This window comes from Methylobacillus sp. MM3 (assembly GCF_001645185.1).
Lineage (GTDB): Bacteria > Pseudomonadota > Gammaproteobacteria > Burkholderiales > Methylophilaceae > MM2.
Window position 1 is genome coordinate 252,686 of the sequence record NZ_LXTQ01000020.1, and the last position, 19,139, is coordinate 271,824.

Genomic DNA, 19,139 nt, shown 5'->3' on the forward strand with positions numbered 1-19,139 from the left:
ATAACAATCGTGAAAGACCGTAGCATGAAATCCATTCCGAACGCATTGATCGTCGCGCTGGTATTTGCTCTCGCCGCCTGCGCCCAGAAGGACGGGCAGGACGCGAAGCCGGCCGGGCCGCCCGCGACACTGGTCTCCACCGCAACGGCGCAAACCCGCGATCTTGAGATCCGCGAGGAATCCATCGGCACGCTGGAAGGCCTGGTCGACCCCACTCTTGCCGCGGAAGTGCCGGCACGGGTGATCAAGGTGCTGGCCCATGCCGGCGATACAGTGAAACAGGGGCAGTTGATCGCGCTGCTGGATGCGGAAGATATCCGGCTGCAACGGCGCGAGGCGCAGGCGGAAATCGCGCGCATCGAGGCTTTGCTGGCGAATCAGGGCAAGGTGGTGGAGCGCAACCAGCGCCTGGTCGAGAAGAATTTCATTTCGCAGAATGCGCTGGATGACGTGACGACGCAGCGGGATGCGCTGCGTCAGCAACTGGAGGGTGCGCGTGCGCGGCTGGCCGCCATCGAGCACAACAATACCAAGACCCGGGTGCATGCGCCGCTGGACGGGCGGGTCGAGACGCAGGTCGTGTCCGTCGGCGATTACGTCAAGGTCGGCGATCCGCTATTCCAGATCATCGGTACCCAGCGCCTGCGTGCACATTTGCCGTTTCCCGAAACCGTGGCGGCCGAACTGAAGCCGGGCCAGACGGTGCGCCTTTCTACGCCTACGGCACCGGACGTGATCGTGACCACTACCATCAAGGAAATCAAGCCGCTGATAGGCAGCACTAACCGCGCCGCGGACGTGATTGCCGATGTCGTAGGCAAGGCGGGATGGCATCCCGGCGCCAGCGTCAATGGCGCAGTGGTGCTCGGCATGCGGGGGCGAGCGGTGGTCGTGCCGGAGCAAAGCGTGGTGCTGCGGCCGGCCGGCGAAGTGGTGTATGTCATTCTGAACAATCAGGCGCAGCAGCGCATCGTCAAGTCGGGGCTGCGTGAACAAGGTATGGTGGAAATTCTGGAAGGACTTTCCGGTGGCGAGATCGTCGCCGTGGACGGCGCGGCATATTTGACCGACAAGACGGCGGTGAGTGTTCAAAACGCCAAGCGCGCGGCCAAATGACCCTGCCCGAGCTATCGATCAAGCGCCACGTTCTCGCCTGGATGCTATCCGGCGTGCTGGTGCTGCTGGGCGTCATCAGCTATCAGCGCATCGGCGTGGATCGCTTCCCCTATATCGAGTTCCCGGTCATTTCCGTCACTACGCGTCTGCAGGGTGCCAACCCGGACATCGTCGATTCCAGCATCACCAACATCATCGAAACCTCGGTCAATAGCGTGCCGGGAATCGAACATATCCAGTCGTCGTCAAGCCCCGGCGTATCAGTGGTGACGATCACTTTCGATCTGGACAAGAAGATCGATGTCGCATTCAACGAAGTGCAAGCCAAGGTCAACCAGGTGTTGCGCCGATTGCCGGATGACGTTGATCCGCCCATCGTGGCCAAGGTGGAAACCGGCGCGACGCCGATCATGTGGCTGGCGCTCCGGGGCGACCGTACGCAGCAGCAATTGAACCAGTATGCATCGAACGTGCTGAAGAAGCGCCTCGAAACCGTGGACGGCGTGGGCGAAGTGCGGCTGGGCGGCCGCCGCGACCGCACGATACGCGTCAATCTGCTGCCGGACCGCATGGCGGCGATGGGCGTCACGCCGCAGGATATGCTCGCCGCGTTTCAGAAAGAGCACGTGCAGTTGCCCGGCGGATTTCTTGTTGGGCAAAAGAGCGAGTACTTGCTCAAGCTGGACATGGAGTTTCACAAGCTGAGCGATCTCGGGACGATGATCATCGGTTATCGCGACGGTGCGCCGATCAAGCTGAGGGACGTGGCCGAGCTGGAGGACGGGTTGGAGGATTACCGCCAGTTGGCGCATTTCAATGGGGAGCCGACGATCGGTCTGGGCATGGTCAAGATCGCCAATTCGAATACGGTCGCGATCATCGACGAGGTGAAGCGCCGGCTGGATGAGGAAATCCGCCCGCAGTTGCCGCCCGGCATGACCATCGAAATCGCGTCCAACGATGCGCTCTACATCCAGGAAATCATCAACGCGCTGAAAGAGCACCTGATCGAAGGCACGCTGCTGGCGGCCTTCATCGTGCTGCTTTTCCTGCGCTCGGTTCGCTCCACGCTGATCATCGCCACGGCGATTCCCGTGTCGCTGATGGGGGCGGTGGCGGTGATGTATTTCTCTGGCTTCACGTTCAATACGATGACGCTGCTGGCCCTGCTGCTGCTGATCGGCGTGGTGGTGGACGACGCCATCGTGGTGCTGGAAAACATTTTCCGGCATCGGGAAAAAATTGACTCCGATCCAATCACCTCGGCGCTGAATGGCAGCAAGGAAGTGGTTTTCGCGGTGATGGCAGCGACGCTGTCGCTGGTGTCGATCTTTGCGCCGGTGATTTTCATGAGCGGCATCATCGGACAGTTCTTCAAGTCGTTCGCGGTGGTGGTCACCTTTGGCGTGCTCGTGTCGCTATTCGTGTCGCTAACGCTGACGCCGATGTTGTGCTCGCGCTATCTCAAGGTTGCGCCGCAACATGGCCGCGTGTATTACGCGCTGGACCGGTTTTTTGCAGGCATGGATAATCTCTATCGCCGCTTGCTCGGGCTGGCGCTCAACTATCGCTGGCTGGTGGTGGCAATCACGCTGCTGAGCGTTGCTTCCAGCGTCTGGTTTTTTCAGCAGGTGAAGAAGGAATTCGTGCCTGAGGAGGACGAAGGGCGTTTCATGGTGTACATGAAGACCCCGCTGGGCTCCAGCGTCGACTACACCAATACGCGCCTGATCGAGGTCGAGAAAGTGCTTGGCAGCCATCGCGCCATAGCGACCTACTTTACCGCCATTGGCATCGGACAGGCGGGGCAGGTCAATCAGGGATTCGCTTTCGTGCGGCTCAGGGATCGCGCCGACCGCGATATCAGCCAGCAGAATCTGCTCAAACAGTTGCGCGTCGAGCTGGCACAGATTCCCGGCGTACGCGCGTTTCCGGCGCCCGTTTCCATCGTCGGCGGGCAGCGCGGCGATCCGCTGCAATTCAATTTGTCCGGTCCCAGTCTCACGCAAGTCAGCGAGCTTGCGCAGGTGTTGCAGAATCGTCTGAACAATACGCCGGGCATGGGCAAGATCGATCTCGACATGCAACTCGACCTGCCGGAGCTGGTGATGACCGTGGATCGCACACGTGCCGCGAGTTTCGGGCTTTCTGCGAACGACGTCGCGTATTCCCTCAACATGCTGACCGGCGGCATCGATGTCGCCAAATACAACGACGAGCCGGGTGACGGCGAGCGCTATAACATCCGCCTCAAGGCCAAGGAAGGATCACTGGCCCAGCCGGCCGACCTGACCAGAATTTTCTTGCGCAGCCAGGATGGCGAGCTGGTACGTCTGGACACGGTCGCTCGCTTCGAACAGAAGCTGGGCGCCGCGGTGATCGGCCGCTTCGATTTGCACTATGCCGCCAGCTTTTACGCGACCCCGACCATTCCCTTGGGCGACTCGGTTACTCAAGTGCGCGAGACCGCGGCGCAAATTCTGCCGCCGGGCTATGGCATCAAATTCGTGGGCCAGGCAGAAGAGTTCGGGAAAACCGTGCAGAACATGGTCTTCGTGTTCGCGCTGGCGATGGCGCTGCTCTATATGGTGCTGGCGAGCCAGTTCAATTCCTTTCTGCAGCCGCTGATCATCATGCTGGCGCAACCGCTGGCGATTATCGGCGGAGTGATGGCCTTGTGGCTGATGGGGCACTCATTGAATATTTACTCGATGATCGGCCTGGTGCTGCTGATCGGCCTGGTGGCTAAAAACTCCATTTTGCTGGTCGATCTGACCAACCAGCGACGCGGGGAAGGCATGGCCATCGATAGCGCATTGCAGGATGCCTGTCCGATACGCTTGCGGCCGGTGCTGATGACATCCTTGACGGTGATACTCGCATTGCTGCCGGCTGCATTGGGCTTTGGCGCCGGAGCCGAAACTAACGGCCCTCTGGCAGTGGCGGTGATCGGGGGGATGATTACGTCGACGCTATTGACGCTGGTGGTGGTGCCGGCGGTTTATTCGCTGACCATGCACGGCGTGGCGCGATGGGACAATAAAAAAGCCTGACGCCGCAACGTCAGGCTTTTGAGAATCCGTTCGTCTTAAACCGTGATGTAGCGTGCAGCGGTCAGCGCTGCATCGTAATCCGGCTCCCTGCCGATTTCCTGCACCAGTTCGGCGTGCAGCACCTTGTCGTTTTCGTCCAGTACGATCACGGCGCGGGCGGTAAGGCCTGCGAGCGGATAATCCGTGATCATCACGCCATACTCCTTGTGGAAATCGCGGCCGCGCATGGTGGAAAGGGTAAATACGTTCTGCAGGTTTTCCACAGCGCAGAAACGGCTTTGCGCGAAAGGCAGGTCGGCGGAAATTACCAGCACGACAGTATTGGGAATCATGCTCGCCAGCTCATTGAATTTGCGGGTCGATTCGGCGCAAACCGGCGTATCCAGGCTGGGCACGATATTGAGGATTTTCCGTCGACCGGCGAACTGGCTGAGCGAAACGTCGTTCAGATCCTTATCTACCAGCATGAAGCTGCGTGCGGAATCCCCGACACGAGGAAATGTTCCGCCGACGTTGATGGGTTCGCCTTTGAAGGTCACGGTTGCCACAATTATTTCTCCCCTTGAGTATTGGTGAAAGTATGCCTCGTCGCTTCCCGTATTGGCAAGCCGGAGTGCGGCTGCAAAACGGCCTGGAGGAGATTCTGCATGCCTGCCGGCAAATTAAGTCAACGCAAGGCATATGATCAGCGTTCAATTCCGATTGCGTTGTAAGAAACATTCCACCAGAATTTCCGGTCTTATCTGAGTACTGTGAGAATCTCTTTACATGAGACACGGTTGTCCATGTCTCATGTGTGTGTTTAAGTTTCTCTCGTATCATGATGACAAATCATGATTATTTAGATACTATAGTCCCCGGCAGACATAGCGTTATCAGGAGGAAGAAGTGAATCTAAGGTTGTTGCTACTCAGTATTGCCCTGACCTTATCTTTCTCTATGCCCGCTGCATCGGCCGCAGAGGGCAGTAGCGCCGGGGAAAAACGAAGTACGATAACCACCGCCAAGGCGAAAGCAAAAGCCAAGGCCAAAGCGAAAGCCCGGCAAAAAGCCCGCGTCAAGGCGCGTATCGCCAAGCGCTCCGCTTATATCCACAAAATCAAACACACTCCTTCCGCGATCCAGCAACTGGATGACGATCTCGGTGGGGAGCTTCGACTGGCTTCCGCCAAGGCACTGATTCTTAATCAGGAAACCGGTGAGGTGCTCTACGCCAAGAGCACCGATCTTCCGACGCCCATTGCCTCCGTCACCAAGTTAATGACGGCCATGGTCGTGCTGGATGCACGCCAGCCTTTGGATGAAATGATCACGGTGACTTCGGCGGATGTCGATATCGTGAAAAGAAGCAGCTCCAGGCTACCTGTAGGCGCCACATTGTCGCGGGCGGAAATGCTTCAGCTTGCGCTGATGTCTTCCGAGAATCGTGCGGCGTCGGCGCTGGGGCATGCCTATCCTGGCGGATATCAAGCGTTTATTAGCGCGATGAATGTAAAAGCGATGATGTTGGGCATGACGCGTTCGCAATTTGTCGATGCGACGGGCCTCAACAGCGGGAACATCTCGACGGCGGAAGATTTGGCCAAGATGGTCAATGCCGCCTATGAATATCCGGAAATTCGCCAGGTCAGTACCGCTGCATCCTACGCTGTCGAAATGGATGGCATGCGGCGCCCCGCCGAATTCCGCAATACCAATGCCCTGGTGCGCAACAGCGATTGGAATATCGGTCTCTCGAAAACGGGCTTCATCAACGAGGCCGGCCGTTGCCTGGTGATGCAGGCATTGATTGCCGGGCAACCGTTGATCATCGTGTTACTCGATTCGGCCGGCAAGTACACCCGGATCGGAGACGCCAACCGTGTGCGGAAATGGATAGAGAGCAACCGGCTGGTTGCAAAGATGGGGTAATCTCGGAACTGAGTTAAGTGATCAAATAAAGCCGGCTAAATGCCGGCTTTATTTTTTCTTGGCTGTCGACGCCTTCTTTGCCGCAGATGCCTTCTTAGGCGCAGCTGCTTTTGCCGCGGCAGGTTTGCGTGTCGCGGGTTTCTTTTTGGCAGGAGCGCCCTTGGCTGCCTTCGCAGCCAGTAACTCCAGCGCCTGCTCCATCGTGATCGATTCGATTTGCTCGTCCTTGGGCAGCGTGGCATTGATCTTGCCGTGCTGCACATAAGGGCCGTAGCGCCCGGAATAGATCGCAATGCTGCCGCCTTCGGTCGGATGTTCGCCCAACTCGCGCAACGGTGCGGCCTTGGCCTTGGCTTGCGCCAGCAGTTCGACGGCACGCGGCATATCGATATCGAAAATACTGTCCGAACGCGGAATCGATTTGAAGGTGCCGTCGTGGTTGAGGTAAGGCCCGAAGCGGCCGATGCCGGCGGTGATCTTCTTGTTGGTGTCCGGATGCAGGCCAATCTCGCGCGGCAGGGCAATCAGCTTGAGCGCGATGTCCTGATTGACGCTCGCCAGCGGAATTTCCTTGGGAATGCTGACGCGCTTGGGTTTCTTCTTGGGATCGTCGGCGCTTTGCCCCAGTTGGAGATAGGGGCCATAAGGGCCGTTCAGCAGCAGGATTTCCTTGCCGCTGGCGGGATCAAGGCCGACATTGACCGGTTCGGTGCTGGCCGGTGCATCGCCGTCGAGGTTGCGCGTGTAGTCGCATTCCGGGTAGCCGGTGCAGCCGATGAAGCTGCCGCGTTTCCCGAGTCGTTTCGACAATGGCTTGCCGCACTTGGGGCAGGCTTCTTCCAGCACTTCGGTGCCGGGGCGCTCAACTTCGCTCTTGTCCGTGATTTGCCGATTGAAGCCCTGCCAGAATTCGTTCAGTACCGGAATCCAGTCGCGTCCGCCCTCGGCGATATCGTCCAGCTCGTTTTCGAGATTGGCGGTGAAATCGTAATCGACGTACTTGGTGAAGTGCTCGGTCAGGAATTTATTGACGATGCGGCCGACATCGGTCGGTTTGAAGCGCTTGTTGTCGAGCAGCACATACTCGCGATCCTGCAGCGTCGAGATGATGCTGGCGTAAGTCGACGGGCGGCCGATGCCATATTCTTCCAGCGCCTTCACCAGACTGGCTTCGGAATAGCGCGGTGGCGGTTCGGTGAAGTGCTGGTCGCCCCACATTTTGATAAGGTCGAGCACTTCGCCCACTTCCAGCGCCGGCAGTTTGCTTTCGCCTTCCTCCTCGGCGTCGTCCTGCCCTTCCATGTACACCGCGATAAAGCCGGGGAAAATCATGGTCTGACCGGTGGCGCGGAACAGATTGGCTTCGCTTCCGACGGCGAGATCGATGCTGACCGCGTCGAATTTCGCCGGTGCCATCTGGCAGGCTAGCGCGCGTTTCCAGATCATGTCGTAGAGGCGGAACTGCTCCGGCGTCAGGTGGCTGCGCAGGCTGTCCGGCGTGCGGCGAATGTCTGTCGGGCGGATGGCCTCGTGCGCTTCCTGCGCATTCTTGGCCTTTGTTTTATACATGATCGGCGATTTCGGCAGGTACCCTGCCTCGAAATTGCCCTTGATATAGTCGCGTATCTGCATCACCGCTTCAGCAGCCATGCTGAAGGAATCGGTACGCATATAGGTGATCAAACCCACCGTGCCTTCCGCGCCGACGTTGATGCCTTCGTATAGTTGCTGGGCAATGCGCATCGCGCGGCTGGTGGTAAAGCCCAGCTTGCGCACCGCTTCCTGTTGCAGCGTGGAGGTCGTGAACGGCGCGGCCGGGCTGCGATTTTTCTGTTTCTTCTCGACGCGGCTGACGGTGGTCTTGCCCGCGCTCGTCGCCAGCAGCTTGCCGACGATCTCGGCTTGCTGATCCTGCGTGGCGACGGTGAACTGCTCGACCTTGTTGCCTTCCAGCTGGATCAGGCGCGCATCGAATGCCTGTTTCTGTTTGCGGCTTTGCAGGTGGATCGTCCAGTATTCCTGGCTCTTGAACGCTTCGATCTCCAGCTCGCGCTCAACGATCAGGCGCAGCGCCGGGCTTTGCACGCGTCCGGCGGACAAGCCGCGCCGGATTTTCTTCCACAGCAGCGGCGACAAATTGAAGCCGACCAGATAATCCAGTGCGCGGCGTGCCTGCTGCGCGTTGACCAGCGGCATGGAAATGTCGCGTGGCTCGTCGATGGCATGCTGCACGGCACTCTTGGTGATTTCGTGGAACACCACGCGCTTCAGGATCTTGTCCTTCAGCAGCTTCTTGGATTTCAGGATTTCGGCGATGTGCCAGGAAATCGCTTCCCCTTCGCGGTCCGGGTCGGTTGCCAGATAGATGGCGTCGCTGGTTTTGACTGCCTTGGCGATGGCATCGACGTGTTTGGAATTGCGATCGATGATCTCGTACTTCATCGCAAAGTCCTGCTCGGTATCGACGGCCCCGCTTTTCGGGATCAGATCGCGCACATGGCCGTAGGACGCCAGCACTTCGAAATCCTTACCCAGGTATTTCTTCAGTGTTTTGGCCTTGGAGGGCGATTCGACGATCAGCAGTTTGGACATGGGGTGCGCAAATTAAGAGCGAGAGCGGCAGATAATACAGACTAAACCATTGCCAAGACAAGAAATGCCGATTGGGTAGAAGGCGTTAGGGTGGATTTTCACCCCGGAATTCAGTGGAAATGCGCTCCGGGCGCACGTATTATTCGTGCCATGCGACACCATGGCAGATATTCGTTCGGTCTACTGGCTCTTATCTTTTCATTGGCATGGCTGATCGAAAGCCAGTGGCTGCATATTTTTGCTCCACTGCAAACGCGTCTGATGGATGTGATGGTGGCGAACCATGCATTGAAGAGCGCTCCCGACCGCGACGTTGTCATCGTCGATATCGACGAACGCAGCCTGGCGGAAATGAGCCCCAGTGTTGGCCGCTGGCCATGGCCGCGTTCCATGCATGCGGAATTGATCGAAGCCATCGAACGTCAGCAGCCGCGCGCCATCGTGTTCGATATCCTATTCAGCGACCTCGACAAGACACGTCCGCAGGACGATGCATATTTCTTTGAGGCTATAAGCGCCACCAACAATACTTATTTTCCCATGCTGGTGCTCGACGATAACCGGCAGGCGGCGCGGATTCCGCTGGCGCAATATGGCAAATCCCTGGGTATTGTGCCGGGGCCGCATGCCGATCCGCATGCCGGCGTCACCCTGTTGTTGCCATTGATTCCCATGGTCGAGACCGGGCGGCTGGGGGCGCATAACGCCATCAACGATTCCGACGGCGTGCTGCGCGGGTATCCGGTTTATCACGAAAAATCGGGCTGGCGCATTCCTTCATTGCCCGCCAGGGTTGCGCAAGGGCTGGGCCATGCTCTTCCGGATGCGGCATGGATTACCCTCAATTGGCACGGCCGTGCCCTGTCGCACGCGCGGGTTTCCTATGCCGACGTTTACGCCGACCTGCAACGCAAGCAGCCGCAACGACCGACAAACGAGTTTACCGGCAAAATCGTGATCATCGGCGCGACCGCCAACGGCTTGCATGATGTGCGCGCGACTCCCATCGATGGGTTTTACCCCGGCGTGGAAATCCTTGCGACTGCGATCGATAACCTGAAAAACGGAGATTCTCTGCGGCCGGTGCCGGATTGGATTCCAGCCGCTATCGGATTCCTGTTGCTATGGTCGATATATGCCGGGTTTCTGCGTTTCCGTTATGTCATACGTATCGGGCTCGCGCTGGCAGTTGTTACCTTGTTGTCGTTGCTTGCGAGTTACATGGCATTGTCCTGGCGCTATGTATTGCCGCTGCTCGCGCCCGTGGCATTTGCCTGGCTGTATTACGTCATTGCCGCATTGATGGAGTACCTGAGTGAACGCAAGGCGCGTGAGCGGGCGGTGCAGACCTTCGGCAGGTTTCTTGACCCGCGCGTGGTGAAATCGCTGGTGGAGCGGGGCGAAACCACACAATCGTTGAGCGGGAAAAGCTGCGATATCAGCGTGCTGTTCTCGGATATCCGCGGCTTTACCACGCTGTCCGAGGCCAGCACGCCGGAAGAGGTCGTCAAGCTTTTGAACGGGTATTTCACCTTGCAGGCGGGTGCGGTTTTCGGGCAGGAAGGCACGCTCGACAAATATATCGGCGATGCTATCATGGCTTTCTGGGGGGCGCCTGAGCATCAGCCCGACCACGCTACGCGTGCCGTGGCCGCCGCGCTGGACATGAGCGAGCGGCTGGAGAAATTCCGCGAGCAGGCGGGCCCGCTCGGCAGCGAGCTTGAAATCGGCATCGGCGTACACAGCGGCCCGGCAGTGGTTGGGTTCATCGGTTCGGAAAATCGTCAGGATTACACCGCCATCGGCGATACCGTGAATCTGGCGAGCCGGATCGAGGGACATACCAAAGGCATTTGCCGAGTCCTGGTGTCGGAAGAAACCAAAAACAGATGCGAACAGCAGGCCGATTCCCCTTATGAGTTTGTCGACCGCGGCAGCTTCCAGGTCAAGGGAAGGGTGCAGCCGGTACGATTGTTCGAACCCAGGGAGAAGTCATGACATTACGCAGGCTATCGTCAGCGGCAGTATTGCTGTCTATCAGTGTTGCCTCCTTAGCCGCAGAAATGGGGCAGACACTCGTTAATACCGATCTCAAAAGCGAGCCTTTTGCCGATGCGAAAACGCTGGCGAGCCTGCCCGGCAATAGCGCCGTGGATGTGCTCAAACGCCAGGGCGGCTGGATGCAGGTGAAGCCGGCCGGCAATAGCGAGGGCTGGGTCAAGATGACGGCAGTCAAGCTCGGCGGCGCAACTGCCAACGCCAAGGGCGACAGCGGCATGACCGCCTTGTGGAACACCGCAATGCAGGGCCGCTCCGGCAACACCGGCGTTACCGTGGCCACCGGCGTGCGCGGCCTCAGCCCGGAAGACATGAAGAATGCCCAGCCTGCGCCGGAACAAGTGAAAAAACTGGACAGCTTCGCCGCGACCAAGAGTCAGGCTGAATCTGCGGCAAAGAGCTCCAAGCTTTCCCGCCGGAACATCGATTACATCGTCGACGCAAGCGGAGCCAGAAAATGAGAGTGCGAGTATCCCTGTTGCTTGGCGCACTCCTGTTGGCTTCGGGGTCGGTGCATGCTTTCAATCTCGATCTGAACAAACTGATCGACATTGGCAAGAAAACAACGGACTTGAAGGAGGTGGACGAGCAAGGCGAAGCCGAGATCGGCAATGTTTCTGCCGCGGCTCTGCTTGGCGCCGCTCCGCTGGTGCAAAACGAGAAGTTGCAGGCTTACGTGAATGAGGTTGGTCTCTGGCTGGCAATGCAGACTGAGCGGCCCGATCTTGCATGGCGCTTTGGCGTGATGGATACCGACAGCGTGAACGCGTTCGCGGCGCCGGGCGGCTATGTTTTCATCACACGCGGCTTGCTGTTGCGCATGCGCAATGAAGCGGAACTGGCCGGCGTGCTGGCGCACGAAATCGGACATGTGCTGAAGCGCCATCATCTGGTGGCCATTCAGAAGAATGCCAAAAGCGGCCTGGCTGCGAACCTGTTGAGCATGGCGGTGGATAACAGCAGCGGCGGGTATGGCGAGTGGAAAAAGAAGGCGATCGGTGCCAGCACCGAACTTTACGCGCGCGGCCTGGACAAGGAGGACGAATTCGAGGCAGATCGCCTCGGCGTGGTGATCGCGGCGCGTGCCGGCTACGATCCATACGGTTTGCCGTCGGTGCTCCAGACGCTGGATGGCATGAATGCACAAGATGGCAATCTGGCGCTGCTGTTCAAGACGCACCCGGCGGCGCGGCAACGGCTCGACCTGCTGGATACGGCGATGGCGGGAAGTCTGGATCGCTACGCGAGCCAACCGGTAATGAAGGATCGTTTCGAAAAAATCGTTGGGGAATACGCGCGCAAGGGAAAATAAAATCCTGGATTAATCGTCGAGGCGCCGAGAAAACTCCTGGTTTCTCGACGCGCCTTGACGATTCGGATATTAAACTTATCCCGCCCGCATGAACTCGATCCGGTTCCCCACGGCGCCTGCCAGATTCAGTGCCAATTCCTGATCGATATCGCCAAACAGCGGGTCTTCCTCGTCGGCCTTGGGCGAAATCGATTTGAAATCGAACAGCTCGGTATCGGCCAGATGCGACGGCGCGACATTGGTCAGCGCACGGAAAATCTTCTCGGTACGCCCCGGATAGGTCAATTCCCATTCCTGCAGCATCTTCTTGATGTTCTGCCGTTGCAGATTCTCTTGCGAGCCGCACAAGTCACATGGAATGATCGGAAATTCCATGCCGCGGGCATAAGCGGCGATATCTTTTTCCGCGCAATACGCCAGCGGCCGGATGACGACGAATTCGCCCTTGTCGGTGGCCAGTTTGGGCGGCATCGCCTTCAGTTTCGCGCCGAAGAACATGTTGAGGAACAACGTCTGCACGATGTCGTCGCGATGATGGCCGAGCGCAATCTTGTTGGCGCCCAGTTCCTGCGCGGTGCGGTAGATGATGCCGCGGCGCAGACGTGAGCATAGCGAGCAGGTGGTCTTGCCTTCGGGAATCTTTTCCTTCACTACGGAATACGTGTCCGCTTCGACGATGCGGTAATCCACACCCAACATTTCCAGATAAGCCGGGAGTATGTGCTCGGGGAACCCCGGCTGCTTCTGGTCGAGATTCATCGCGATCAGCTTGAAATCGACCGGCGCGCGTTCCTGCAATGCGAGCAGCAGCATGAGCATCGCGTGCGAATCCTTGCCGCCACTCATGCAGACGAGGATCGTGTCGCCGTCCGAGATCATGTTGTAATCGCCGATGGCCTTGCCGACCGAACTGATGAGCTTGTTGCGCAGTTTCAGGAAATTGCCTGAGACATTTTCGGGGTAATGTTGCATGGTGAAAGTTTCTATAAATTGAAGGACCGGCCGCCGTCGACGGCGATGACCTGTCCGGTGATAAAAGGCGCATCTTCAACCAGGAAGCGCACCGCCTTGGCGACGTCTTCCGGCTGCCCGACACGCTTCAGCAAGGTTTGCGAAATCACGCGCTGACGGTACACCTCGTCAAACTGCGGGTTATCTTCCGGCCACAACACCGGTCCGGGTGCCACGGCATTGACCCGCACTTCCGGCCCGAGTTCATGTGCCAGCGAGCGCGTCAGGGTGACCAGGCCAGCCTTGGCCGCGCTGTAGACCACATAACCTTTTTTGGGGCGCTCCACGTGCATGTCGGTGATATTGACGATGCAGCCCTGATGCTTGGCAAGCTCCGATGCGGCCGCCTGCGAGAGAAACAGAGGTGCTTTCAGATTGATGCCGATCAGGTCGTCCCACTGGTGCTCGCTGATTTCGCCCAGTTCGGTCGGATAGTAGTTGGACGCATTGTTGATCAGCACATCCAGGCGACCGAAGTGCTTGATCGTTTCCTGTACCAGTCCGGCCAGCTTGTGCAGATTATGCAGATCGCCCTGTATGATTGCGACGGAGTTGGGGCGTTTGAGGTTGAGTTCGGACTGCAATGCTCGCGCTTCGCCCAGCGACTGGCGATAATGGATCATCAGATCCGCTCCGTGCTCATGCAGCAGCCGGCATATTGCTGCTCCGACGCGCTTGGCGCCACCAGTGATGAGGATGACTTTGTTCTGGAGATTGTTCACGATGAGCCGATCCGGACGAAGGTTATAATTTACCATATTGATTGGCCTCCCTCAGATGATATCCCTACCCTTGCCTTCCACAGAGCAGCTTGCGCATAGCGCTGCTGTTGCCGCTGCCATCCGTGCCGAAATTGCCGTGTCCGGCGGCTGGGTCGGTTTTTCCCGCTTCATGGAAATGGCCTTGTACGCGCCCGGATTGGGCTACTACAGCGCCGGCATGCAGAAATTCGGCTCCGGCGGCGACTTCGTCACCGCACCGGAAATCTCCTCGTTATTCGGCCGCACGCTGGCGCGGCAAGTGGCGCAAGTCGTCAGAGCAAGCGATGGCGATATCATGGAACTCGGCGCCGGCACTGGTCGTCTGGCGGTGCAATTGCTTGCGGAATTGCAGCGGATAAACGCACTTCCGGGGCGCTATTTCATTCTCGAAGTCAGCGCCCACTTGCGAGCCGTGCAACAGGAAACCGTCTTGCGCGAGTTGCCTGAGGCATTGGCGTCGCGCGTGGAGTGGCTGGATGCCTTACCTGCCGATTTCACCGGCTGCATGCTCGGCAATGAAGTGCTGGACGCGTTGCCGGTGCACCTTGTGGCGCACCGGGAGGATGGCTTTTACGAACGGGGAGTGGGTATTGAAGACGCGGCTTTCATGTGGAGCGAGCGGCCGGCTACTGGCCCATTGGCCGACGCAGCCCGCGCGCTCGCGTTGCCCCACGGATACATGACCGAAATCTGCCTGGCCGCGCCTGCGCTGATCGCCACTCTTGCCGAGAGGCTGAAGCAGGGCGCACTAGTGCTCATCGATTACGGCTTCCCGCGGCGCGAGTACTACCATCCACAACGCAGCGGCGGCACGCTGATGTGCCACTACCGCCACCATGCGCACGACGACCCATTGCTATATCCCGGCTTGCAGGACATTACCGCGCACGTCGATTTCACCTCCGTCGCCGAAGCGGGTGTGGCGCATGGCATGCAAGTGTCGGGTTACGTTTCGCAGGCGCAATTCCTGATCAATAGTGGAATAACCGATGTGCTTGCGCAAGTTTCGCCGGGCGATGCGGCGGCCTATTTTCCTTTGGCTGCCGAGGCGCAAAAACTGATCTCGCCGGCGGAAATGGGCGAGTTGTTCAAGGTGATTGCGCTGAGCAAAGGGTTGAGCGAACCGCTGCTCGGGTTTGCCCGGGGCGACAAGCGGCACACGTTATAACGCTCAAAGCCGCTCGGGTATAATCCGCCCCTTTCTTCTCCGCTGGAACCCCGACATGGAAAATCACCGCGCCATCCGCAGCTTCGTCTTGCGCCAGGGACGTCTGACGCCCGCGCAGCAGCGCGCGGTGGAGACCCTGCTGCCGGTTTACGGCGTTTCATATGCGGCTGAATCGCTCGATCTCGAGCATGCATTCGGCAGACAGGCGCCGAAAATCCTGGAAATCGGTTTCGGCATGGGCGCCGCCACCGCGCAAATCGCCGCTGCCAATCCCGACAAGGATTATCTGGGTATCGAGGTGCACACGCCGGGCGTGGGGAATCTGCTCAAGCTGATGGAAGAGCAGGAGCTCACCAATCTGCGTGTCATCCAGCACGATGCGGTGGAGGTGTTACGTCACATGATTACCGATGCATCGCTCGACGGCGTGCATATCTTCTTCCCCGACCCGTGGCCGAAAAAGCGGCATCACAAGCGCAGGCTGCTTCAGGCGGAATTTGTCGCGTTATTGTGCAGCAAGCTGAAGCCGGGCGGCTATCTGCATTTCGCGACAGATTGGGAGGAGTATGCGCAATGGACGCTGGAGGTACTGCGCGCGGAGTCGAAGCTTGCCAATACCGTTGCGGATTACGCGCCTCGGCCGGAGTATCGCCCGCTGACCAAGTTCGAACAGCGCGGGCTGAATCTGGGGCATGGCGTTTGGGATTTGATCTTCACCCGGAAGTAGCGCTCCCGGTTCATTATTCGAACGGCGCTGGTTCTGCTACGGATGGACGCAACTATTCTTCCGGCGCCTCTTCCACTGGCGGATTCAGCCATGCGCCGATGATCTTTTCAGCTTCTTCCACGCCTTGTTTCTTCAGGCTCGAAAACAGCTGAACCGTGCAGTTTCCCCAGGCTTCCTGCAACTCCTTGCGCACGGCATTCAGCGTTTTCATTGCTTCGCTGCGCGAGAGCTTGTCCGATTTTGTCAGTAGCACATGGATAGGCTTGCCGGTCGGGCCGAACCAGTCGAGCATTTGGCGGTCTAGCGGAGTCAGCGGATGCCGGGAGTCCATGACCAGCACCAGACCGTGCAGACTGAAGCGTTGCGACAGGTAAGCCGCGAGGACCAGTTGCCAGTGCTTGCGCATGGCCTCCGGTACCTTGGCGTAGCCGTAGCCGGGAAGGTCGACCAGGTAGCGGTCTTGCCCCAGGCTGAAGAAATTGATCAGTTGCGTGCGGCCGGGCTGTTTGCTGACGTAAGCCAGGCGGTTGTGATTCGCGAGCGTGTTGATGGCGCTCGACTTGCCGGCATTCGAGCGGCCGGCGAAAGCGATTTCGATACCCGTAGCCGGGGGGAGGTCGCGCAACTGATGTGCGGAAATGAAGAATTCGGCGTTTTGGAACAGGGGCATATCGAGGCTTTCGGGGAACGGCAAAATGCTATCACGATATCCTGAATTTGGATAAAATGCTGCACATTCCGGCCCGAGGCCGTCACAGTCAGAGTTATTCGAGGAGTATTCAATGAGTTTCCGAGTTTTTGCTGCATTGGCGGTAGGTTTGATCGGCGCAACCAGCGTCCATGCGGCTGGTGATGCCACGAAGGGTTCCACCATTGCCACTACGGTGTGCGTCGCCTGCCATGGTGCGGACGGTAATAGCGTCATCACGATGAATCCCAAACTGGCCGCACAACATCCGGAGTATCTCACCAAGCAGCTCAAGAATTTCAAGTCGGGCGAACGCCAGAATGCGGTGATGTCCGGCATGGTCGCGAATCTGACCGATGAAGACATGGCCAACCTGGGCGCTTATTTCGGTTCGCAGAAGGCTAACGGCGGCGCGGCCAAGACCAACGGCGCCGGCTCGCTGGGCGAAAAAATCTATCGCGGCGGTCTGCCCAATGCTGGCGTTCCTGCCTGCGCCAGCTGCCATGGCCCGACGGGCTCCGGCATTCCTGTGAATTTTCCGCGCCTCGCAGGGCAGCATGCAGAATATACGACGAATCAGTTGAAGATTTTCCGTTCTGGAGAGCGTGCCAACGATGCGGCGCAGATGATGCGCATCATTGCCGGCAAGCTGTCGGATAGTGAAATCGCAGCAGTCGCCGATTACATTCAAGGTCTGAAGTAATCCTTTTCACTTCTCATGCGTTGACTGGGGGTGGCGTCTGCCGCCCCCAAGTTATTTAAAAATAGTGAAAAACCCTAATCTCTCTACTTCCCGTGCGCTCTACGAGCTATTGAGCTCGATGCGTTTTGCGATCAGCCTGCTGACAGTGCTGGGCATCGCTTCCATTATCGGTACCGTGCTCAAGCAGAACGAGCCATATCCGAATTATGTCGTGCAGTTCGGCCAGTTCTGGTTCGGCATGTTCGAGATGCTGGGGTTGTATGACGTTTACCACACGGCCTGGTTTCTGCTGATTCTGGTGTTCCTGGTGCTTTCCACCAGCCTCTGCATCTATCGTAATACCCCCTCGATGCTGCACGAGCTGCGCACCTTCCGTGAGCATGCCACCGAAAAATCGCTGCGCAGTTTCAATCACAAGAACGAATATTTCTTTTCCGCCTCGCCAGAAGATGTCATCAAGCGGCTGGGTGTATTCCTGAGCGCGCGCGGATTCCGGTTCCGCACCGTGCCACAGTCCGACGGCAGCACCTTGCTTGCCGCCAAGGCCGGAAGTTATCAGCGTCTTGGCTATATCCTCACGCATTCCGCGATCGTCGTCATCTGCATCGGCGGGCTGATGGACGGCAATGTGCCGTTGAAAGTGCAGGAGCTGCTCGGCTACAAAGCTGTCGAGTCGCGCGATATTCCCGAAACGGAAGTGCCGGAAAAGAGCCGTCTCTCGACCGCCAATCTTTCTTTCCGAGCCAACATGACGCTTCCGGAAGGCGCGCAAGGCAATGTCGCTTTCATGCGCGTGCGCGACGGTTATCTGGTTCAGGAGCTGCCATTCTCGGTTGTGCTCAAGGATTTTCGCATTGAACATTACGCGACAGGCCAGCCCAAATCCTTTGAGAGCGATGTGGAAATTCAGGACAAGGATCTCAAGGGACCGCTGAAGGCAACCATACGCGTCAACCATCCGCTGATATATAAAGGTGTCGCGATTTACCAGTCGGACTTCCAGGATGGCGGGTCTCGCATGGGTTTCAATGTCTGGCCGCTACGCGGTGCGGGCCATGAGCCTGCAACCATTAAAGGGCGCGTGTTCGACAATCTGACGCAAGGCGAAGGTCAGGATGCGCTGACCATCGAACTGGACGATTTCCGGCTCTTTAACATTCTTAATCTGAGCGCCGACGGCAAGGGCAAGCCGCGCAACGTCGGCCCCAGCGTTACCTTCAAGGTGCGCGACGTGCAAGGTCAGGCGCGCGAATACATCAATTACATGCAGCCGCTGACGATAGGCGGTCGGCCTTACTTCGTATCCGGTGTCCGTGCGTCGCAGAACGAGGATTTCAGCTATTTGCGAATTCCTGCGGATGGCGAGAATTCGCTCGGCGATTTCATGCGTCTGCGCGCAGTCATGTTTGACGCCGGACTTGCGCCGGAAATGGCCAGAAGGCTTTCGTCCAAGGCGTTGCAGGGGCAAGAGGCCAACGCGGAGCTGCGCGGCAAGTTCGAGGGCAGCACGGTGCGGCTGTTGCAGGCGTTCTCCGAGGGCGGCTATACGCAGGTGGCCAAGCTGATCGAAGAATCGGTGCCGGAAAAAGAGCGGGAAAAAGCCGCGATGACCTATCTCAAGATTATCGCCAATGCCGCTTACGAAGGCCTGGTTTTGAGCCGCGAGCGCGCCGGCCTGCCTGTGCCGCAGCCGGATGAATCCACGCAGCAGTTCGTGCACGAAACCCTTAATTCGATGAGCGACGTGTTTTTTTACGGTACGCCGTTCTATCTCGAAATGACTCAGTTCGAACAGCTACAGGCCAGCGGCTTCCAGTTGACGCGTTCGCCTGGCAAGAATCTCGTGTATGGCGGTTCGGTGCTGCTGGTGCTGGGTATTTTCGCGATGATTTACCTGCGCGAACGAAGAATATGGCTTCTGGTCAAACCGGGGTCGCAAAGCGTGCTCTTCGCCATGTCTTCCAACCGGAAGAATCGCGATTTCGAATTTGAATACACGCGTCACAGCGAGCAACTGCAAACGTTGTTTAAAGGATAAA

The 19,139-nt window shown here is 58.2% G+C and carries 15 protein-coding genes; 10 read left to right on the forward strand and 5 right to left on the reverse strand.

Features of this window, described 5'->3' with window-relative positions; all coding sequences use genetic code 11:
- The first annotated feature begins 9 nt into the window (after positions 1-9).
- Complete coding sequence (locus A7976_RS08105; protein ID WP_240483834.1) at positions 10-1,116, forward strand: efflux RND transporter periplasmic adaptor subunit; 1,107 nt, start codon at positions 10-12, stop codon at positions 1,114-1,116.
- The gene (locus tag A7976_RS08110; protein ID WP_067109877.1) at positions 1,113-4,169 is read left to right on the forward strand and encodes an efflux RND transporter permease subunit; all 3,057 of its coding nucleotides are present in this window, start codon (positions 1,113-1,115) and stop codon (positions 4,167-4,169) included. The genes A7976_RS08105 and A7976_RS08110 overlap by 4 nt, the downstream gene beginning before the upstream one ends.
- A gap of 35 nt (positions 4,170-4,204) precedes the next feature.
- Here A7976_RS08110 and tpx read toward each other — a convergent pair whose 3' ends face one another.
- Positions 4,205-4,720: a thiol peroxidase gene (gene tpx / locus A7976_RS08115; protein WP_205633483.1), complete on the reverse strand. Its 516-nt coding sequence runs from the start codon at positions 4,718-4,720 to the stop codon at positions 4,205-4,207.
- Positions 4,721-5,057: 337 nt separating this feature from the next.
- On the opposite strand from tpx, the gene pbpG reads away from it, so the two are divergent.
- A complete protein-coding gene (pbpG, locus tag A7976_RS08120) occupies positions 5,058-6,080 on the forward strand; it encodes a D-alanyl-D-alanine endopeptidase (RefSeq protein WP_240483835.1) in 1,023 nt (340 codons plus the stop codon).
- Positions 6,081-6,128: 48 nt separating this feature from the next.
- Here pbpG and topA read toward each other — a convergent pair whose 3' ends face one another.
- Positions 6,129-8,672, reverse strand: a complete 2,544-nt coding sequence (gene topA / locus A7976_RS08125; protein ID WP_067109885.1) for a type I DNA topoisomerase — start codon at positions 8,670-8,672, stop codon at positions 6,129-6,131.
- A 201-nt stretch (positions 8,673-8,873) separates the two neighbouring features.
- Between topA and A7976_RS08130 the strand changes: the two genes are divergently transcribed.
- From A7976_RS08130 to A7976_RS08140, 3 genes are read left to right on the forward strand one after another with little or no spacing between them, the layout of a single operon-like run.
- Complete coding sequence (locus tag A7976_RS08130) at positions 8,874-10,670, forward strand: CHASE2 domain-containing protein (RefSeq protein ID WP_240483836.1); 1,797 nt, start codon at positions 8,874-8,876, stop codon at positions 10,668-10,670.
- Positions 10,667-11,191 (forward strand): SH3 domain-containing protein, encoded by a 525-nt coding sequence (locus tag A7976_RS08135; protein ID WP_067109890.1) that lies wholly within the window; start codon positions 10,667-10,669, stop codon positions 11,189-11,191. Before A7976_RS08130 ends, A7976_RS08135 begins: the two co-directional genes overlap by 4 nt.
- The gene (locus A7976_RS08140) at positions 11,188-12,042 is read left to right on the forward strand and encodes a M48 family metalloprotease (RefSeq protein ID WP_067109893.1); all 855 of its coding nucleotides are present in this window, start codon (positions 11,188-11,190) and stop codon (positions 12,040-12,042) included. The genes A7976_RS08135 and A7976_RS08140 overlap by 4 nt, the downstream gene beginning before the upstream one ends.
- Positions 12,043-12,117: 75 nt before the next feature.
- On the opposite strand, the gene ttcA is transcribed toward A7976_RS08140, so the two are convergent.
- A complete protein-coding gene (ttcA, locus tag A7976_RS08145) occupies positions 12,118-13,014 on the reverse strand; it encodes a tRNA 2-thiocytidine(32) synthetase TtcA (protein WP_067109896.1) in 897 nt (298 codons plus the stop codon).
- 11 nt (positions 13,015-13,025) lie between these two features.
- Complete coding sequence (locus A7976_RS08150) at positions 13,026-13,775, reverse strand: pteridine reductase (RefSeq protein ID WP_371440610.1); 750 nt, start codon at positions 13,773-13,775, stop codon at positions 13,026-13,028.
- A 55-nt stretch (positions 13,776-13,830) separates the two neighbouring features.
- Here A7976_RS08150 and A7976_RS08155 point away from each other — a divergent pair, with 55 nt between their 5' ends.
- Positions 13,831-14,982: a class I SAM-dependent methyltransferase gene (locus tag A7976_RS08155; protein WP_067109901.1), complete on the forward strand. Its 1,152-nt coding sequence runs from the start codon at positions 13,831-13,833 to the stop codon at positions 14,980-14,982.
- Between the two features lie 55 nt (positions 14,983-15,037).
- Complete coding sequence (gene trmB, locus A7976_RS08160) at positions 15,038-15,709, forward strand: tRNA (guanosine(46)-N7)-methyltransferase TrmB (RefSeq protein WP_067109903.1); 672 nt, start codon at positions 15,038-15,040, stop codon at positions 15,707-15,709.
- Positions 15,710-15,761: 52 nt separating this feature from the next.
- Here trmB and yihA read toward each other — a convergent pair whose 3' ends face one another.
- A complete protein-coding gene (gene yihA / locus A7976_RS08165) occupies positions 15,762-16,379 on the reverse strand; it encodes a ribosome biogenesis GTP-binding protein YihA/YsxC (protein ID WP_067110268.1) in 618 nt (205 codons plus the stop codon).
- Positions 16,380-16,491: 112 nt separating this feature from the next.
- Between yihA and A7976_RS08170 the strand changes: the two genes are divergently transcribed.
- Positions 16,492-17,100, forward strand: a complete 609-nt coding sequence (locus A7976_RS08170; protein WP_067109906.1) for a cytochrome c — start codon at positions 16,492-16,494, stop codon at positions 17,098-17,100.
- A gap of 118 nt (positions 17,101-17,218) precedes the next feature.
- Positions 17,219-19,138: a cytochrome c biogenesis protein ResB gene (locus A7976_RS08175; RefSeq protein ID WP_067109909.1), complete on the forward strand. Its 1,920-nt coding sequence runs from the start codon at positions 17,219-17,221 to the stop codon at positions 19,136-19,138.
- Position 19,139: the final 1 nt, after the last annotated feature.

What these genes read in the sequence shown, in the direction of transcription:
- A7976_RS08140 (WP_067109893.1), top strand. Translation starts at nt 11,188, where the DNA reads ATGAGAGTGCGAGTATCCCTGTTGCTTGGCGCACTCCTGTTGGCTTCG.
- A7976_RS08135 (WP_067109890.1), top strand. Translation starts at nt 10,667, where the DNA reads ATGACATTACGCAGGCTATCGTCAGCGGCAGTATTGCTGTCTATCAGT.
- ttcA (WP_067109896.1), bottom strand. Translation starts at nt 13,014, where the DNA reads ATGCAACATTACCCCGAAAATGTCTCAGGCAATTTCCTGAAACTGCGC.
- A7976_RS08110 (WP_067109877.1), top strand. Translation starts at nt 1,113, where the DNA reads ATGACCCTGCCCGAGCTATCGATCAAGCGCCACGTTCTCGCCTGGATG.
- yihA (WP_067110268.1), bottom strand. Translation starts at nt 16,379, where the DNA reads ATGCCCCTGTTCCAAAACGCCGAATTCTTCATTTCCGCACATCAGTTG.
- trmB (WP_067109903.1), top strand. Translation starts at nt 15,038, where the DNA reads ATGGAAAATCACCGCGCCATCCGCAGCTTCGTCTTGCGCCAGGGACGT.
- A7976_RS08175 (WP_067109909.1), top strand. Translation starts at nt 17,219, where the DNA reads ATGCGTTTTGCGATCAGCCTGCTGACAGTGCTGGGCATCGCTTCCATT.
- A7976_RS08170 (WP_067109906.1), top strand. Translation starts at nt 16,492, where the DNA reads ATGAGTTTCCGAGTTTTTGCTGCATTGGCGGTAGGTTTGATCGGCGCA.
- topA (WP_067109885.1), bottom strand. Translation starts at nt 8,672, where the DNA reads ATGTCCAAACTGCTGATCGTCGAATCGCCCTCCAAGGCCAAAACACTG.
- A7976_RS08155 (WP_067109901.1), top strand. Translation starts at nt 13,831, where the DNA reads ATGATATCCCTACCCTTGCCTTCCACAGAGCAGCTTGCGCATAGCGCT.